The following is a 16,573-nucleotide window of genomic DNA, read 5'->3' as shown; positions in this document are numbered from 1 at the left end:
ACTTCTCCCTCTCCCTCATGGGAGAGGGCCGGGGTGAGGGTATCAGCACGCACCAACCCCACCTCAACACCGGACTTTGCCTCTCACCGCCAGCGCGGTTAAATCGCCTGTGACTGCGGCTGCTACACTCAGTGGCAGCAAAAAATGCAACCACAACAAGGCGAAATCACTATGTCGGAACATCAGTATCAGCCCGCAAAAGTCTGGACCTGGGACCCGGAAGCCAAAGGCAACGGCGCGAAAACCAACCGTCCGACTGCCGGGCCGACGCATGAGAAGACCCTGCCGGTCGGCAAACATCCGCTTCAGCTTTATTCGCTGGGCACGCCAAACGGCCAGAAAATTACCATCCTGCTGGAAGAACTGTTGGCGCTCGGCGTGAAAGAAGCCGAATACGACGCCTGGTTGATTCGCATCGGCGAGGGCGATCAATTCTCCAGCGGCTTCGTTGAGGTCAACCCTAACTCTAAAATTCCGGCACTGCGCGACCACTCGGTTAACCCGCCGCTGCGCGTGTTTGAGTCCGGCAACATCCTGCTGTATCTGGCGGATAAATTTGGTCACTTCCTGCCGAAAGATGTGGCGGGCCGCACCGAAGCGCTGAACTGGTTGTTCTGGTTGCAGGGTTCAGCCCCCTACCTTGGCGGCGGTTTTGGCCATTTCTATTTCTACGCGCCGGAAAAAATCGAATACGCCATCAACCGCTTTACCCTCGAAGCGAAACGTCAGCTCGACGTGCTGGATCGTCAGCTGGCAGATCACCGCTATCTGGGCGGCGACGAATACAGCATCGCCGATATCGCCACCTGGCCGTGGTACGGCAACCTGATACTGAACAATCAATACGACGGCGCTGAGTTCCTGGATGTGCAGTCATATAAAAATGTGGTGCGCTGGGCGAAAGAGATTGCGCAGCGTCCGGCGGTCATCCGTGGCCGTAAGGTGAACCGCGCCTTTGGTGCCGCGCCGGAAGATCAGTTGCTGGAACGCCATGATGCCTCCGATTTTGATACCAACACCGAAGACAAACGCCAGGCGCGAGGAGAGTAACCGTGAGCGCATATGTGATTTTTATCCGCGATGAAACCCTGAACGACAGCGAAATGGCCACCTACGCGCAGAAAGCGGGGGAAGCACGCGGTGATCATCCGATTAATCCGCTCGCCTTTTACGGCGCGCTGGAAACGCTGGAAGGCCCACAAGCCGAGGGCGTGGTGGTGCTGGAGTTCCCGGATATTGATGCGGCAAAAGGCTGGTATTACAGCCCGGCCTACCAGGAAGCGAAAGAACATCGTCTGAAAGGGGCGAACTATCGCGTGTTGCTGGTGCAGGGCGTCACAGCGTAGCGGCGCGATTTATCGCGCTTATTCATTGAGGGCGGTGTCACCACCGCCCTTTACCTGTCAATTCAACGGGATACGCACCACGCTATCCGGTCCTTTCGCAGAATGATCTTTGTTGAAGCCCTGCTTCACCGTCACGAATAACGTCTGACCATCCGGCGATACCAGCAAGCTGTTGGGATGAGTCGGCAGCGTCCAGCTATTTTTCACCGCATAGCTGGTGGCATCGAGTTGCAGCACTTTGCCCGATTCACGCTGGCTGATGTAGATCTCATTGCGTTTGGCATTGAACTTAATACCCAGCGCGTCACCGTCAATACGCTTGATCACCTTGCCAGTATGCTCATCAAACACCAGCGTGGTTTTCGCTTTAGAGTTGTCAGTGACAAACAGGCGGCCGGTGGCCGGATCTTCCGCCAGATTCAGCAGCAGGTAGGTTTTGTCGTCGCCCGGCGTCCAGCGCTGTTCGATCTTGTGATTACGCGGGTTGATCACCAGGATCTCGCCACTGCCGTTGGCCGCATAGATACGATTGGTCACTGAGGAGTAAAGCAGACCGGTGACCCACTTCCCGGCATTTTTAATGGTGGTTTTCAGCTTAAAGGTTTTGGCATCCACCACCCAGATCAGGCCCGGATCGGCGACTCCGCCGATATACAGCAGGCCATCATGCAGCATGATTTCACGCGCGCCCGTCGGGAAGCCTTTGTCATTGATCAGGCCAAACTTCAGACGCTGCAACACCTTGCCGCTTTGCGCATCAACTTTCGAAATCCCGCCATCCAGCGTATTGGTGACGTACAGCAGGCTGCCGTCCGGCTCCATCGTCATGCCGAAGTTTTTCAGGTCGGTATGGGTTTCGCCGAGGGTTTTCAGCGTGGCCGGATCAAGACGGTAGATCACCCCACCGTTGACGCCTTTAAAACTCTGGGCACTGGCGACATACAGCGAAGCAGTGCTGCCAGGAACATACGCCATCTCATACAGGCCTTCCGCCAGTACGCGCTGCTGCACATTGCTGGCAACCGGTTGTGGGGCGACGACCGGAGCAGCGGCTTTTTTTGCCGGTGCCTGGCAGGCCGTCAGACTGAGCGCCGTCACCACGGCCAGCGCCACGCCCGCGATACGCGGATTGAACAAGGATTTCATTCTTAGCTCCATCAGGGAGTTATAAAAAGAATGAGAATCATACGTATTAACGATTGGCGAGTAAACGTAACGCTGATTATTCGTCACAGCGCAATAATTGCGCCGCTACAAGCCAGCAAGAACCGTAGCGGCGCGATTTATCGCGCAATATTAATTCGCCGCCACAAACTGCGTGTAATTTTCCGGCGTAATGGTTTTATAAGGCACCCAGTTGTAAACCTGCACTTTTTGCTTATCCAGCAACGCTTTGGTCACCTGCACCGCCCCGGTTGCCTGCCCTTTAGCATCCTGGAAAATCGTCAGCACCATCTTGCCGTTCTTCACGAACTGCTGCCCGTCCGGTGTGCCGTCAATACCCGCAACGAGGATCTTTTCATTCTTCGCCTGATTCAGCGCCATAATCGCGCCAATGGCCATCTCATCGTTGTTCGCAGCGATGGCATCAATCGGACGCTGGTTAAGCAGCCAACTCGACACCACATCCACCGCTTCATTGCGTTGCCACTTCGCACTTTGCTTCTCGACCACCTTCATATCTTTGTATTTGGCGATCACCGCTTCTACCGCCCTGGTACGCTCACGCGCTTCCTCGTTCGACAGCGCGCCCATCAGAATCGCCACGTTGCCTTTGTAATTCATCTTTTTCGCCAGCGCCTCCATCTGCATTTCTCCACCCAGCGCAGAATCTGAACCGACGTAGGCCATATCCGCAGGCAGCTTCACCTCCGGCTTACGGTTAACGAAGATCAGCGGAATACCGGCACTCTTTGCGGCGGTGATCATCGGCAGCACCCCCTGGGTATCCACCGGATTGAGGATAATCGCGTCCACCCCCTGGTTGATAAAATCGTCCACCTGCTGCACCTGGAGCGCCACATCGCCTTTGGCATCCACAAACTGACCCTTGAGCTGATTAGCCTTCAGTTCGGCTTCCATCTGGGTGCGTAAAATGGACACAAAATTGAGGTCGAAGTTAGCCAGGGCCACACCGACGGTGAAGGTCTTTGCACTAACACTCAGGCTGAACAACAACGAACAGAGCAGGATAAATAAGCTTCTGATTTTCATGATAGTTTCCTGTAGGGTTGAGATTTTATTGTTGTGTTTTAACGCCGGGCAACAGGCAAATACCCGGCAGGGTAACGCTTATAAACTGAAGTGATCGCGGAACTGTGCCAGCGCGGCAGTGCTGTCGCCACTGGCCCATCCCTCCATCGCCACCGTGCCCTGATAGCCGATCTCATGCAGCGTGCGGGCAATGGCACGATAGTTGATTTCCCCGGTGCCCGGCTGCTGACGCCCCGGCACATCGGCCACCTGAATCTCACCAATCGCCGGGCCAGCACGACGGATCAGTTCGATCAGGTTGCCTTCGCCAATCTGCGCGTGGTACAGGTCGAGATTCATCTTCAACGCCGGACTGTTCACCGCCTCCACCAGCGCCAGGGTATCGGCGGCCAGGGCAAACGGCGTACCGGGATGGTCAACCGGCAGATTAAGGTTCTCCAGCGTGAACACGCGTCCTGCCCGTTCGCCGAGTTGGGCGACTTTGCGTAGCGTGTCAGCGGCTTTCAGCCACATCGCGCCAGTCACCACCTCTACCGGTTTGACCGGCAGCCCCTGGTCATCCAGCCCGGTGCCGTGCAGGTTCAGTCCCGGACAGTTAAGCCGCGCCGCCACCGCCAGCGAGGCTTCGGCACTTTGTAACAACTCAGCGATGGCATCATCGTCGGTCAGGTTGCCGGTCAGATAGCCGGTCATGGAGGTAAAACGCGCCCCGGTAGCCGCCAGCGCGTCAATATCCTTATTGGCCCAGCCCCAGATTTCGACGCCAAAACCCAACGCATGAATACGTTTAACGCGTTCAATAAACGGCAGATCGAGAAACACCATCTCGGCGCAGACAGAAAGTTGATAGCTCGCCATTAGCGACCTCCCAGCGTGATCGGTTGGTTGCGTTGTACGGACTCAATACAGGCCAGCGCGATTTCCAGTGCGTTGCGTGCATCTTCACCGGTGGCACGCGGGGTTGCGCCGGTACGAATGCAACGCGCGAATTCCGTCATCTCTGCCACATAGGCTTCACGCAGCAGGTCGGAGTCCAGCCGTGAGGTATCAATCGCGATGCCACCCGCGTGATAACGCACGCAGTGGTTGGCATTGATGTGCCCGGCCTGCAACATCCCTTTGCTGCCAAATACTTCGCCCCGCACGTCATAGCCGTATACCGCCTGGAAGTTGGCTTCGGCGGTAGCAATCGCCCCATTGTCGAAACGAATCGTCACCACTGAGGTATCCAGTAAGCCTTTATCTTTAAAATCCGGCCGCACCAACGCATCAGCCAACGCATAGACCTGTACCGGCTTTGCATGCGGATTGAAGTGCAGCAGGGTGTCGAAATCGTGAATCAACGTCTCGAGGAAGATGGTCCACGGCGGGATCGGGGCAGGATCGCGCAACGCCGGGTCACGCGTCACCGAACGGCTGAGTTGGGTGACGCCATTCTCTCCGGCTTCCACCGCGGCGATGGCCGCCGCAAACCCTGAGTCAAAACGACGGTTGAATCCCACCTGCAACACCACACCGGCACTTTTCGCTGCGGCAATGGCACGGTCGGCTTCATCCAGCGTCACCGCCATCGGTTTCTCGCAAAACACATGCTTGCCCGCCTGCGCCGCTGCAATCACCCATTCGGCATGGGTACGTGCTGGCGCGGCAATCGCCACCGCATCAATCTCCGGGTCCTGCAACAACGCGTGCAGGTCACTAAAGGCTTTCGCCACCCCCAGTTGCTGCGCCAACCGTTCCGCCGCGCCGGGCTGGGGATCGGCGATGGCGGCCAGCGTCGCTCCCGGTACCCGGTACGCCAGGTTTTCCGCGTGGAAGCTACCCATGCGACCGGCACCAATCAAGCCAACGCGTACAGGTTTGGAATCAAGACTCATTGCTAACTCCTTGTTATTTTGGAGGCATCCCGAATGGATGCGGCCTGTACCGGGGTTATTGCAAAGCCAATGCCAGGTGGAAATCGGCGAAATGTGTGAGACACCACACAGATACAGCTCACAAACTGGCAACAAAATTTACATGTCAACTTCACATGTAAATAAAATGGACATTCCATCCATCACCGGAGTGCGTTATGCGATCTCTGAGCGACCGCTTGCCGTTTAAAGATGAAAGCGATCCGATCTTCAGCCTGCCAGGCGGCGCGGAAGTCGGCGAGTGGGATAATTTGTTGTGGCAGGGCTGGCACAGCTTTCAGCGCGGTGAGCAACCGGGCTGGATGCGGCGCAGCATTTTGCAGTCGTGGCAACGCTCGCAGCAGCGCGGTACCGATCCGGAGGATTTTACCTATATCGCCCCGCCCGCTGAGGAGCTGGCCGCGATTCTCGAACACAACGCCGAGTTGATCCTGGTTGCGCGCAGCATTATGGAGAACCTGCTGGCCTATAACCCGGATGGGCATATCAACCTGACCGATGCGCAGGGTGTGACGCTGCATTTCTGTGGCGCAGATATGACACCTGTCGGCAGCATTCTGCGTGAAGAGGTACTGGGCACCAATTGCACGGCTCGCTGCCTGATTGAACAACGGCTGGTGTATGTACTGAGCGGTGAGAACTGGAAATTCGATCTGCGTAAACGCCATCGACAATGCGCTGCCGCTCCGGTGCGTGATGCCAGCGGTCAGTTGATTGGCGTGCTGACGCTGACCGCCACCCCCGATAACTTCAATGCACACACGTTGGGTACGGTGCAGGCGGCGGCAGAAGCGGTCGGGCAACAGTTGATGCTGCGCCGCCTGCTGGCCGAGCAGCAGTCGATCCTTGAAACCCTGAATGAAGGGGTGATCGTCTGCGATCGCCACGGTCGGATCAAAACCCTGAACCGTTACGCCCGACAGATCTTTAGCGGGTTGGATCCTGATGCCGGGCCGATCGATGTGTTGTTGCAGCCGCAAGGAGCATCGCTGCTGACCATGCCATTCTGCAACGACCGCGAGCTGCAATTTATGCCCGATGGCGTGCAGTCGATCCCTTGCCTGATTTCGCTGATGCCCGCACCGGATGGGGGACGCGTGCTATCACTGCGCGAGAACCAGCGTATCCGCGCCATTACCCGCCGAGTGATGGGAGTCAGCGCCAGTTACACCTTTGAGATGATTCGCGGCCATGCGCCACGCGTGATGCAGGCAATTCAGAAAGCACGCGCCAGCAGCCGCACCGACAGTACCGTGTTGTTGACCGGTGAGAGCGGTACCGGCAAGGAGTTGTTTGCGCAGGCGATTCACAACGCCAGCCCGCGCCAGCAGGAAGCGTTCATCGCCCTTAACTGCGGTGCGCTACCGCGTGACCTGGTGCAAAGCGAACTGTTTGGTTATGTCGATGGTGCCTTTACCGGTTCACGGCGCGGCGGATCGCCAGGCAAATTTGAGCTGGCCGATGGCGGTACGCTGTTTCTGGACGAGATTGGAGAGATGCCGCTGGAGGCGCAGACCAGCCTGCTGCGCGTATTGCAGGAGAGCGAGGTGATGCGTATCGGGGCTGCCAATCCGCTGAAGGTCAATGTGCGGATTATCGCCGCCACCCACTGTAATTTGCTGGATGCCGTGGAAAAAGGCGCGTTTCGCCGCGATCTCTACTATCGCCTCAACGTGGTGTCACTGGAGATCCCCCCGTTGCGCGAGCGCCAGGAGGACATTCCCGGCCTGGTGAATACCTTTATTCTGGCACTGTGCGCGCGCCTGAAACGCATCGCGCCCCAGGTGTCGCCGGATGCAATGCGCTGCTTGCAGGCGTGGCATTGGCCGGGCAACGTGCGTGAACTGGAGAATCTGGTCGAACGCATGGTGAATCTGTGTGAGGGACTGGAGATTGGCAGACAAGATCTGCCGGATGAAATGGTACAGCGCCATCAGCCGACCGTGCAGTTGCCTTCATTGCAGGAAAATGAGCGCCAACATGTGTTGCAGGTAGTGGCGGAGCAGCAGGGCAATCTGCGCCAGTCGGCGCAGCTGCTGGGGATTTCGCGCACCGCGTTGTACAACAAGCTGAATCAGTGGCAGGTGGACCTGGCATCGTTACGTCGGCGATTGTAGCGGCGCGATTTTTTCATACAACGCGCACGATATTGCGCGATAAATCGCGCCGCTACGTTTCGGTTATGACAGGGACGCCCCGCCACATATCACCAGCTCCTGCCCGGTGATGGCATCTGCGGCGGGCGACAGCACAAATCCGGCCAACGCCGCCACCTCCTCCGGCTTGATATAGCGCCCTATCGGCGGCAGTTTTGGCGGTGAGCTGGCGCGGCCAGGTTGCAGCAGCATTGGCGTCTCGGTGGCACCTGGCGCAATCACATTCACCGTAATCCCCTGAGACGCCAGCTCGGCGGCCCAGCTCCGAGCCATGCCGACCATCGCCGCCTTGGTACTGACGTACTGGCTGCGCCCTGCTGCGCCGCGTGAGGTACGACTGCCAATCAGCAGGATACGATCGCCCCGTTGCATGCCGGACTGCAACGCATTGGCCATGATTTGTGCCGCCTGCACATGCAGATACCACAGCCTGCTGCTGGCTTCTTCATCCAGCGCCCCCAAGGGCGCAGCCGCCATCATCCCTGCGGCATGCACCAGCGCATTCACGCCGGGCAACATCGCCAGCGCCTGCTTCAGTCGCACAGCGTCAAACAAATCGACGCTGACCGAGGTAAAAGCCGGATGATCTTTTTTCACCTCGCTGCGGCTGAAGCCGGTCACCTGCCAGCCCTGCTGCAACAAATGGTCGGCAATCGCCGCACCTATCCCGGAGCTGACACCGGTCACCAGCGCATGGCGGTTCATGAGACAACCCAGGATTCATCAACGCGCACGTACTTAATCGCCTGACGGAAATACGTGTAAGCAATATGCAGCGCACCGTCCTCGCTCTGCTTAATGCTGGGGTAGGAGAACTCACGGTTTAATTTCTGCTGGGAGTTGTTGGTCATGCAGTAGCCATCGCCCTCATCGAGGTTGCGCTGCCAGGGCCAGCTCCGCCCGTCATCCGCCGAGATCGCCAGCGTCATCGGCGCACGCGGCGCACCCCAGAATGCGGTGCGGCCACTGTGCACCACCGGCTCCGCCGCCACTGCGACGTCCCCCTCCTCCTCATCGTCGATTTCGTCATACAACGACAGGCGGCGCTCGCTGGCGTCTTTGGCGCTCATGGCGTTAAACACCAGCGCCAGATGACCGTTGTGCAGCGTGGTGACCTGAATCGAGGAGTTATTATTTGGCAGTTCCGTCGCCTGCGGCGCACTCCAGCTTTCGCCACCGTCATGAGAACGGCTTTGATAGATGTGATCTGCCCAGCGGCTGCGATACAACGCCAGCAGGCTACCATCCTGCAACAGGGTGATATTCATATGCACGCAGCCGAGGCTGTCCGGCACCGCCACATCGCGCCAGCTTTTGCCCTGATCGCTGGAGATTTTCACCGCGCTGACATCATCGTTACCGACCCATTTCACTCCCGGCTGGGTACGGCAATAGAACACCGGCAGCAGCCAGTTGCCATTCGGCAGTACCACGATCGGCTGGCGGATAAAGGTCCCGGGTTGATCAAGCAAGGTATCGATGGCGCTCCAGCTACGGCCAAAATCGCGTGACTGGCGATAGCGCACAATCGCGGTGTCCTGATTGCCGGACTTCTGTGCAGTCCACAACAGCCACAGCACCTGTTGCGGATCGAGAAACAGCACCGGGTTTTGTTCCGATCGCGTCGGATCGTCCGACAACTTCTCCGCCTCGCTCCATTGATCGCTGCCTTTCGTCAGCCGTGAACACCAGACCGAGATATCCGCGATCCCTTCCTGCGTGCCGCCAAACCAGACGCACAGCAGGTCGCCATTCGGCAGCGGCAGCAGATTAGCAGCATGGTTCTGTGGACAGACCGAAGGCAGCATCGCGGTGAGCTGCTGCGCGTCCTGCGCGTGCGGATGAAGGTTACCGTTACGTTCGACGGTAAGGGTTAAGTCGGTCATATCAGGCTCCACTGTTTTGCATGGTTCGTTTCGGGGCATTTTTATCTTGCGTCTGGCGCGACGGGATCAGGCGGTCAATCACCATCACAAGCGCCGGGGTCAGCAGTGCTACATACATGTTGTTGATACCAAAGGGATCGCCCAACAAATACCACACCGACGTCACCACACAGGCGGCAATCAGCCCGGCATTTGCCCCGCGTGTACTTTTAAAGAATGGCAGGTAGAACGCGATGATAGCGACCACCGAGATCGACAGACGGATGGCACGGGTGAAGAACGACAGCTTCAGCACTTCAGGCACGAACAAGACGAAGATCAGCGGCAGGAAACCAATCACCAGCGACAACCAGCGCGTCATACGAAATTCACGCTCCGGGGTCGGATTGCGGTACGGAACATAAAAATCTTTCACCACCAGCGAGGCAATAGCCAGCGCGACGGTACTGACACTGACGAAAATCGATGCCACCAGCGAGGTGGTGACAATGCCTGCCAGCCACGGGCTCATATCCTGTAAAAACACCGGCAGCGCATACAGGCTCTTGATATCAGGATGGAGGAATTTTGCCGCCACGCCGATCAGCGCGATGGCGATGGCAATCGGCATACAAAAGAAGAAGGCAACCCAGGTGGCGCGCTTCGCCGACGCGGCGTTTTTGGTGGAAGCAATCGCCTGAATTACAAACTGGGTACAGAAGATGGAACCGATGGTGCCGATCAGCCAGGCAAAAATGGTGCTGGCCCCGACGTTACCATCCCAGGTCCAGTAGAAATGTGGCATCTGTTTGATCATCGGGCTGACACCACCGGTCATATGCAGCGCCACGCCGAGAATCACCATAATACCGATGTATTTCAGGCCGCTATGCAGCAGCGTCACCCAGGCGATGCCTTTCATGCCGCCAAAGACAAAATAGAAGGTACTGACCACCGCCGTGATAAACGCAGCGGTAGTGAGATTGAGGTTCAGCACCGTGGAAATGGCCGCTGCGCCGCTGACGTAGTTACCCACGTTCACCAGCAGCAGCGCGTAAATCATGATCAGTGAGATGATGTTTTTGGTCGAGTTACCGTAACGTTCGGCAATCGCCCCGGAAATGGTGATTTTCCCGGTGTTATAAATACGTTTGACCAGCAGCATACCAAACAGCGGGAAGCCTATCGCCGCACCGATTACCGACCAGGAGGCAGCAAAACCATCCTCAAAGGCGGCCTGGGCGGTGCCGATGGTGGATTTAGCACCAATATATTCTGACATCAGCATCACCCCGACGATAAACGCCGGCATGGCGCGCGAGCCAGCCATAAAATCACCGGTGTTTTTACTGCGCAAACGCCAGGTCAGCCAGGTGGTAAACAGGATATATGCGATCACAATCCCGACAATAATCACCATCCCTTCTGTAGAGAATTGTTTCATTTCAGCCTCATCGATAACGTAGGGTCGTGGCAGGCGCTGGGCTTCACGCACGCCGTTATAGCGATGGCATTTTTCTCTTTGTGGTGTCTTTGCACCGAACGCCATCCATTGCGCCTTGTGATTTATTTCAGTCAACAAAGAATAAGATCACGCAGCGAAGTGGCAATTTATAGGCGATAAGGACAATTATTTGTTTGATCGTGCTCACAAACACTCAATATTGATTGGAAATAATCATATCGGTCATTTGCTCTATCCAACTTTCGGGGTTCACTTCATTTATCGCGCCGCTACGGAATGTGCCTTTATAGCGTCTGCTGCAAAAACTCCACAAAGGCGCTAATACGTGCAGGCAGTTGGCGCTGGGGCTGCCAGACGGCAAAGATATCGCCGTCTGGCGCACTCCAGTCGGGCAATACATGCAGCAGCTCGCCGCTGTTAATGCTGTGCTGCGCATCCCACCACGAACGCAGCAGAATGCCATGCCCGTCCTGCGCCAGTTGCATCGCCACTTCACCGTCGTTGGTGACCAGGGTTCCGCGCACCTTTTGCGTCAGCTGCTGTCTGCCATCCGTCAGCCGCCACAGGGCAAAATCGCTTTCGTACTGACGCAGCAAAATGCAGTTATGCTGCGCCAGCGCCGCCACGCTGTCGGGCAGGCCACAACGCGCCGCGTAAGCAGGGGCACAGCACAGCACGCGCGGATTGGTCCGTAGCTTGCGTGCCATCAAGCGAGCATCCGGCGGCTCACCAACACGGATATCGATATCGATGTGCGCATCAAGGAAACTTAACGGCTGGCTGCTGAGTTGCAGGCTGAGTGACAATTCCGGGTGCAACGCCGCAAAGCGCGACACCAGCGGCGCAACATGGCGGCGACCGAAGCCGAATGACGCATTGATATTCAATGAGCCGCGCAACACCGCCGTCTGGCTGCTGACCGACTCCTCCAGCTCCGCCAGTTGATCCAGCAGTGGGCGCGCGCCCTCCAGGTAGCGTTTTCCTTCCGGCGTCAGCTCCAGCCGCCGGGTGGTACGACGTAGCAACTGCACCCCCAGCCGCTGCTCCAACTGGCTCAGGCGTTTGCTCACCGCCGGTAACGAGAGTCCCAGCTCACGCGCTGCCGCCGTCAGGCTGCCAAGGGTGGCGATACGCACGAAAAACGCCAGGTCGTCGGTGGAGGTGCGCGATTCTCTACTTTTATTCAACATTGGCTTGCTGCTCAGGCTAATTATTTCCCCATGATGCAAAGTTATACTGCGGGCAGAACATCAACAGCAACCTGCGAGAGACCCCTATGAGCGGCAAAACATTTAAAATCGCCGTCATCCCTGGCGATGGCATTGGTAAGGAAGTGATGCCAGAAGGCATCCGCGTGATGGACGCGGCAGCAAAAAAATTCAATATTCCGCTGGAGTGGCAATGGTTTGATTTCGCCAGCGCCGAGTACTGGCAGCAGCATGGCAAGATGTTGCCGGATGACTGGTTCGCTACCCTGCAAACCTTTGATGCGATCTACTTCGGTGCCGTAGGCTGGCCGGATGTGGTACCGGATCATGTCTCGCTGTGGGGATCGCTGTTGCAGTTCCGCCGCGAGTTCGATCAATACGTCAACCTGCGTCCGGTGCGTCTGATGCCGGGTGTCAAAGCGCCGCTGGCAAACCGTCAACCGGGCGATATCGATTTCTACGTGGTGCGTGAAAACACTGAAGGCGAATATTCCAGCGTCGGCGGCACCATGTTCCCTGGCACCGAACGTGAAGTGGTGATTCAGGAGACGGTGATGACCCGTACCGGCGTCGATCGTATTCTGAAATTTGCCTACGAGCTGGCGCAGAAACGACCGAAAAAACACCTGACCTCGGCCACAAAATCCAACGGTATCGCCATCACCATGCCGTACTGGGACAGCCGTGTGGAAGCCATGTCAGCCAGCTACCCGGAGATTAAAGTCGATAAATATCATATCGATATCCTGACCGCTAACTTCGTGCTGCACCCGGACTGGTTCGATGTGGTGGTGGCGAGCAACCTGTTTGGCGATATCCTGTCGGATCTCGGCCCGGCCTGTACCGGCACCATCGGCATTGCGCCTTCAGCCAATATCAACCCGGAAGGGAAATTCCCGAGTCTGTTCGAACCGGTACACGGCTCCGCGCCGGATATTGCGGGCAAAGGCGTTGCCAACCCGATTGGACAGATTTGGTGTGGCGCAATGATGCTGGAACATTTGGGCTATGCCGAAGCCGGTGCAGCGGTGCTGGATGCCATTGAACGCACGCTGGCGGCGGGCACCAGCCTGACGCGCGATTTGGGCGGCAAGGCATCAACCGAGGAGCTGGGCGCAGCGATTGCCGCCGCGCTGTAATCGAAAAAACCGCGCGATAAATCGCGCCGCTACAGCAGGGCGCGATGTTAACGTCGCGGTGTAATTTCATGATGTTATCGTAGCGGCGCGATTTATCGCGCAAAGTGTCCATCGCCTTACGGCAAAATCTGCACCGTTTCGCTATGCCAGCCGGTCGGCAATGGCTGTGGGCGCACAATGGTGACGTTATGCAATTGCAGGTTCTCCACCCCGCGCGCATACAGGCCCGGCAGACCATGTGGATAAGCCGCAACCCCAAACGCCTGCCCGGTCTGGCTATCCAGCTTGTAGGCATTATCCAGTCCCATCCCCGTTGGGGATTCAGGATTACACGGCGGGCGCACATCGTAATATCCCTGTCCTTCAGCGGCCACCTGACGCAACTGCACGTTGCTCAGCATCACCTCGCGGATCTGCCCTGCCACCTCGCTATGCAAATTGATGGCCCCTTCCATCACGCCACTGACGTTGCTGAATTGCAGTTGTTCGATAACGCCCGGCACGATCGCCGGATCGCGGGCGCGTACCGAAACAAACAGCGCATCGGCTTTGCCCCAGTGGCAGGGTGGCGCAAGGTGGCAGGCCAGCGTCAGATTGCTGAATAACAGGCGGCGGAAACTGCCGCCATCGCGCGACAGCAGGCCAATCGCCCGATTGGAGTCGAAAATGGTGCAGCCGCTGACGGTGACATCTTCCACATCATCAAAGGTCTCCGTGCCGATCTTGAACGCACAACTGTAAGAACGCAGTTGGCAATTGCTGATCATAATCTGCCGCGCCGGACGCCGCAGAGGGGCGGGTTTTTGCGTGGTTTTGATGCAAATGGCGTCATCTGCCGCACTCAGGTAGCAGTTGCTGACAAACACCGCTTCGCAGCTATCAATATCCAGCGCATCGGTATTGGGCATGGTCATGGCGTTATCAATCGTCAGGTGTTCGATATGCACATGGCGGCAGCTCACCAGATGAACCGTCCACATCGGTGCCTGCACAATGGTGAACTCCCGCAGCGTCACCTGCTCACAATCTTCAAACACGATAATCCGTGGGCGCTGAGGACGTGGCAGTCGATAACCCTGCTCATCCTTCTCGGCAGCAAACCAGGCTTCACCATCGCCATCAATCACCCCTTTACCGCTGATGCTGATATTGCGCTGGCCGACCGCATACAACAGCACATGCTGCGACAGCTCGGCCTGACTCTGCGCCAGACAGCGTTGATAATCCTCGACTCTTTGGCTTGCCAGCAAGGTGGCCCCCGCCGCCAGATGCAGGTTGAGATGGGAACCCAGCGTGAGGGTGCCGAGGCGATAGCGGCCCGCTGGCACCGTCAGCGTCCCGCCGCCCTGCTGCGCCAGCTGATCCAGCGCACGTTGAAAACAATCAGTATCGAGGGTTTCGCCGTCAGCGACGGGGTGAAAATCAGCCAGTGAAAGGTGCATGCGGTTCTCCTGAGTTGCAGCGTAAGGCCATTGCAGCATGCACATGGCGCGAAAACCTTTCGCTGATGGACAAGGCGCTTATTTCACCGCGCCTTCGGTCACGCCACTGATAAATTTGCGCTGAAAGATGAGGAACACCGCCACCAGCGGCAGGATCACGATCATCGCGCCAGCCATCAACACCGGGATATCGATGGTGTTTTTATTCTGGAAGAACATCATGCCAATCGGCAGGGTACGCAGCTCGTCTTTGTTAACCAGAATCAGTGGGATCAGGAATTCGTTCCACGTCCAGATAAACAGCAGCAGCGCCAGGGTGGACAGCGTCGGCCAGATGGCGGGCACCAGAATGCCCCACAAAATTTTGCGCCGTGACGCGCCATCCATGACTGAAGCCTCCACCAACTCGCGCGGCACCTGTTGCAGCGCCGTGGCGATCATCAGGGTGGTGAACGGCAGCGACAGCGCAATCTGCGGCAGGATCAGCGCCAGATAAGTATTGGTCAGCCCCATCCAGCGTAACTCGTGGTACAGCGGAATGATAAAGGCCTCACTTGGCAGCACCATCCCCAGACCCAGCATCGCCGCCACCACTTTTTTGCCCGGAATCTTCAACCAGGCGAAACCAAACCCGGCCAGAATGCCCAGCAGGATGCTGCTAATCACCACCGGGATCACCACCAGCACCGAGTTCATAAAGTAAACGTTGAAATGGCCCTGCTGCCAGGCGGTGACGTAGTTTTTAAAGTTGAGCGAAGATGGCAGGGTAAACACCCCCTGGAACAGCTCCATCTGGGTTTTGAATGAGGTCATCAGCGCCATCAGAAATGGCAGGATGGTCATCAGCGCGACGATCCAGATAAGCGCACGAGAAACAACTGGCGTGCCACGCATCAGTGACGCTCCCGAATAACAAAGTGAATTAACGCGTTGATCAACAACACAATCATCATACTGAATACCGCCACTGCCGAGGCGTAGCCAAAGTAGTGCAGGTCGAAGCCCTGCTTATACATAAAGATGTTGGTCACCATAGTGGCGGTGCCCGGCCCGCCCTGCGTCATCACATAGACCAGGTCGAAGGCTTTCAGGCTGGCGATCACCGTCAGCAGCAAGGCAATGCGCAGCTCCGGGCGCAGTGACGGCAGCGTGATGCGCATAAATTTCTGCCGCCGCGAGGAGCCATCCAGATCCGCTGCTTCCAGCAATGACGGATCCATCCGTTGCAGGCCAGCCATAAACAACACCAGACAAAAACCAAAGAAGTACCAGGTGGCGACAAAGCCGACGGCGGGGAGCGCCCAGGTGAAGTCGCCTAACCAGGAGATCGCCAACTGCGGCAATCCGATGGCGCGCAGGAACTGGTCAATCGGGCCAAATGCCGGGTTGTACAGCCAACGCCACACCACGCCGAGTACCGCCATCGGCATGATATAAGGCAGAAAGAAGAAGATACGCAGCAGGCTGCGCTCCTTGTTGCTGCGCGTTTCATACAGGAAGCTACACAGCAGCAGCCCTACGCCAATCGGCAGCAGAGTGTAGAACAACATCAACAGCGCGTTGTTGCCCAACGCCACCCAAAACACCGGGTCGCTGAACATACGCATATAGTTGCTGATGCCGGTAAAGATCGGCATCGAGGTGCCGTCCCACTCGGTAAAACTGATGCCCAGCGACGCCAGCAGCGGCAGCAACAGAAAGACCGCGTACACCAGCACCGCGGGCAGGAGATAGAGCGCATTGCGCCAGGCAGATTTGTTCAGCATAACCGTACTCGCTTGCGGGCCTGTCTGCGGTCCGGCATCGCTGCCGGACCGGATTT

Annotated in this window: 15 protein-coding genes; 4 read left to right on the top strand and 11 right to left on the bottom strand. The window is 57.4% G+C overall.

From position 1 onward, the window contains the following. Nucleotides 1–171: 171 nt before the first annotated feature. Nucleotides 172–1,050, top strand: coding sequence for a glutathione-dependent disulfide-bond oxidoreductase (yghU, locus tag AC6I8R_RS02150; RefSeq protein WP_021184174.1), 879 nt, complete (start codon nt 172–174; stop codon nt 1,048–1,050). Between the two features lie 2 nt (nt 1,051–1,052). Continuing rightward, nucleotides 1,053–1,346, top strand: a complete 294-nt coding sequence (locus tag AC6I8R_RS02145; protein WP_208724661.1) for a DUF1330 domain-containing protein — start codon at nt 1,053–1,055, stop codon at nt 1,344–1,346. A 57-nt stretch (nt 1,347–1,403) separates the two neighbouring features. Here the strand turns inward: AC6I8R_RS02145 and AC6I8R_RS02140 are convergent, their stop codons facing one another. The 4 genes from AC6I8R_RS02140 to AC6I8R_RS02125 form a co-directional block, all read right to left on the bottom strand. Continuing rightward, complete coding sequence (locus tag AC6I8R_RS02140; protein WP_021184172.1) at nt 1,404–2,492, bottom strand: YncE family protein; 1,089 nt, start codon at nt 2,490–2,492, stop codon at nt 1,404–1,406. 150 nt (nt 2,493–2,642) lie between these two features. After that, on the bottom strand, nt 2,643–3,560 hold the full coding sequence (locus AC6I8R_RS02135) for a substrate-binding domain-containing protein (protein WP_497831854.1): 918 nt from the start codon (nt 3,558–3,560) through the stop codon (nt 2,643–2,645). A 78-nt stretch (nt 3,561–3,638) separates the two neighbouring features. Continuing rightward, the gene (locus tag AC6I8R_RS02130) at nt 3,639–4,418 is read right to left on the bottom strand and encodes a TIM barrel protein (protein WP_415173114.1); all 780 of its coding nucleotides are present in this window, start codon (nt 4,416–4,418) and stop codon (nt 3,639–3,641) included. Next, nucleotides 4,418–5,437, bottom strand: coding sequence for a Gfo/Idh/MocA family oxidoreductase (locus tag AC6I8R_RS02125; protein ID WP_021184169.1), 1,020 nt, complete (start codon nt 5,435–5,437; stop codon nt 4,418–4,420). Before AC6I8R_RS02125 ends, AC6I8R_RS02130 begins: the two co-directional genes overlap by 1 nt. A gap of 197 nt (nt 5,438–5,634) precedes the next feature. Here AC6I8R_RS02125 and AC6I8R_RS02120 point away from each other — a divergent pair, with 197 nt between their 5' ends. After that, nucleotides 5,635–7,593 carry a sigma-54-dependent Fis family transcriptional regulator gene (locus AC6I8R_RS02120; protein WP_021184168.1) on the top strand — a complete coding sequence of 653 codons (1,959 nt, stop codon included), beginning with the start codon at nt 5,635–5,637 and terminating at the stop codon, nt 7,591–7,593. A gap of 63 nt (nt 7,594–7,656) precedes the next feature. Here the strand turns inward: AC6I8R_RS02120 and AC6I8R_RS02115 are convergent, their stop codons facing one another. The 4 genes from AC6I8R_RS02115 to AC6I8R_RS02100 form a co-directional block, all read right to left on the bottom strand. Continuing rightward, nucleotides 7,657–8,337 (bottom strand): SDR family NAD(P)-dependent oxidoreductase, encoded by a 681-nt coding sequence (locus tag AC6I8R_RS02115; RefSeq protein ID WP_497831853.1) that lies wholly within the window; start codon nt 8,335–8,337, stop codon nt 7,657–7,659. Next, nucleotides 8,334–9,518 carry a sialidase family protein gene (locus tag AC6I8R_RS02110; RefSeq protein ID WP_021184166.1) on the bottom strand — a complete coding sequence of 395 codons (1,185 nt, stop codon included), beginning with the start codon at nt 9,516–9,518 and terminating at the stop codon, nt 8,334–8,336. The genes AC6I8R_RS02115 and AC6I8R_RS02110 overlap by 4 nt, the downstream gene beginning before the upstream one ends. 1 nt (nt 9,519) lies before the next feature. Next, a complete protein-coding gene (locus tag AC6I8R_RS02105) occupies nt 9,520–10,941 on the bottom strand; it encodes a sodium:solute symporter family protein (RefSeq protein WP_036626386.1) in 1,422 nt (473 codons plus the stop codon). Nucleotides 10,942–11,246: 305 nt separating this feature from the next. Continuing rightward, a complete protein-coding gene (locus AC6I8R_RS02100) occupies nt 11,247–12,152 on the bottom strand; it encodes a LysR family transcriptional regulator (RefSeq protein ID WP_021184164.1) in 906 nt (301 codons plus the stop codon). An 86-nt stretch (nt 12,153–12,238) separates the two neighbouring features. Between AC6I8R_RS02100 and AC6I8R_RS02095 the strand changes: the two genes are divergently transcribed. Further along, on the top strand, nt 12,239–13,309 hold the full coding sequence (locus tag AC6I8R_RS02095) for a tartrate dehydrogenase (protein ID WP_021184163.1): 1,071 nt from the start codon (nt 12,239–12,241) through the stop codon (nt 13,307–13,309). 116 nt (nt 13,310–13,425) lie between these two features. On the opposite strand, the gene AC6I8R_RS02090 is transcribed toward AC6I8R_RS02095, so the two are convergent. The 3 genes from AC6I8R_RS02090 to AC6I8R_RS02080 form a co-directional block, all read right to left on the bottom strand. After that, on the bottom strand, nt 13,426–14,751 hold the full coding sequence (locus AC6I8R_RS02090; protein ID WP_497831852.1) for a glycoside hydrolase family 28 protein: 1,326 nt from the start codon (nt 14,749–14,751) through the stop codon (nt 13,426–13,428). Nucleotides 14,752–14,829: 78 nt separating this feature from the next. Continuing rightward, nucleotides 14,830–15,645: a carbohydrate ABC transporter permease gene (locus AC6I8R_RS02085; RefSeq protein ID WP_021184161.1), complete on the bottom strand. Its 816-nt coding sequence runs from the start codon at nt 15,643–15,645 to the stop codon at nt 14,830–14,832. Continuing rightward, on the bottom strand, nt 15,645–16,517 hold the full coding sequence (locus AC6I8R_RS02080; protein ID WP_013507566.1) for a carbohydrate ABC transporter permease: 873 nt from the start codon (nt 16,515–16,517) through the stop codon (nt 15,645–15,647). Before AC6I8R_RS02080 ends, AC6I8R_RS02085 begins: the two co-directional genes overlap by 1 nt. Between the last annotated feature and the right edge of the window lie 56 nt (nt 16,518–16,573).

Source organism: Pantoea sp. X-Soil-OKNW-713 (genome assembly GCF_059730685.1).
Note: the sequence above shows the minus strand (reverse complement) of the source record. Positions and strands in the feature narration are given on the sequence as shown.

Bases quoted from the DNA above. Each gene is read 5' to 3' on its own strand.
- yghU (WP_021184174.1), top strand. From the start codon at position 172: ATGTCGGAACATCAGTATCAGCCCGCAAAAGTCTGGACCTGGGACCCG.
- AC6I8R_RS02140 (WP_021184172.1), bottom strand. From the start codon at position 2,492: ATGAAATCCTTGTTCAATCCGCGTATCGCGGGCGTGGCGCTGGCCGTG.
- AC6I8R_RS02135 (WP_497831854.1), bottom strand. From the start codon at position 3,560: ATGAAAATCAGAAGCTTATTTATCCTGCTCTGTTCGTTGTTGTTCAGC.
- AC6I8R_RS02130 (WP_415173114.1), bottom strand. From the start codon at position 4,418: ATGGCGAGCTATCAACTTTCTGTCTGCGCCGAGATGGTGTTTCTCGAT.
- AC6I8R_RS02125 (WP_021184169.1), bottom strand. From the start codon at position 5,437: ATGAGTCTTGATTCCAAACCTGTACGCGTTGGCTTGATTGGTGCCGGT.
- AC6I8R_RS02120 (WP_021184168.1), top strand. From the start codon at position 5,635: ATGCGATCTCTGAGCGACCGCTTGCCGTTTAAAGATGAAAGCGATCCG.
- AC6I8R_RS02115 (WP_497831853.1), bottom strand. From the start codon at position 8,337: ATGAACCGCCATGCGCTGGTGACCGGTGTCAGCTCCGGGATAGGTGCG.
- AC6I8R_RS02110 (WP_021184166.1), bottom strand. From the start codon at position 9,518: ATGACCGACTTAACCCTTACCGTCGAACGTAACGGTAACCTTCATCCG.
- AC6I8R_RS02105 (WP_036626386.1), bottom strand. From the start codon at position 10,941: ATGAAACAATTCTCTACAGAAGGGATGGTGATTATTGTCGGGATTGTG.
- AC6I8R_RS02100 (WP_021184164.1), bottom strand. From the start codon at position 12,152: ATGTTGAATAAAAGTAGAGAATCGCGCACCTCCACCGACGACCTGGCG.
- AC6I8R_RS02095 (WP_021184163.1), top strand. From the start codon at position 12,239: ATGAGCGGCAAAACATTTAAAATCGCCGTCATCCCTGGCGATGGCATT.
- AC6I8R_RS02090 (WP_497831852.1), bottom strand. From the start codon at position 14,751: ATGCACCTTTCACTGGCTGATTTTCACCCCGTCGCTGACGGCGAAACC.
- AC6I8R_RS02085 (WP_021184161.1), bottom strand. From the start codon at position 15,645: ATGCGTGGCACGCCAGTTGTTTCTCGTGCGCTTATCTGGATCGTCGCG.
- AC6I8R_RS02080 (WP_013507566.1), bottom strand. From the start codon at position 16,517: ATGCTGAACAAATCTGCCTGGCGCAATGCGCTCTATCTCCTGCCCGCG.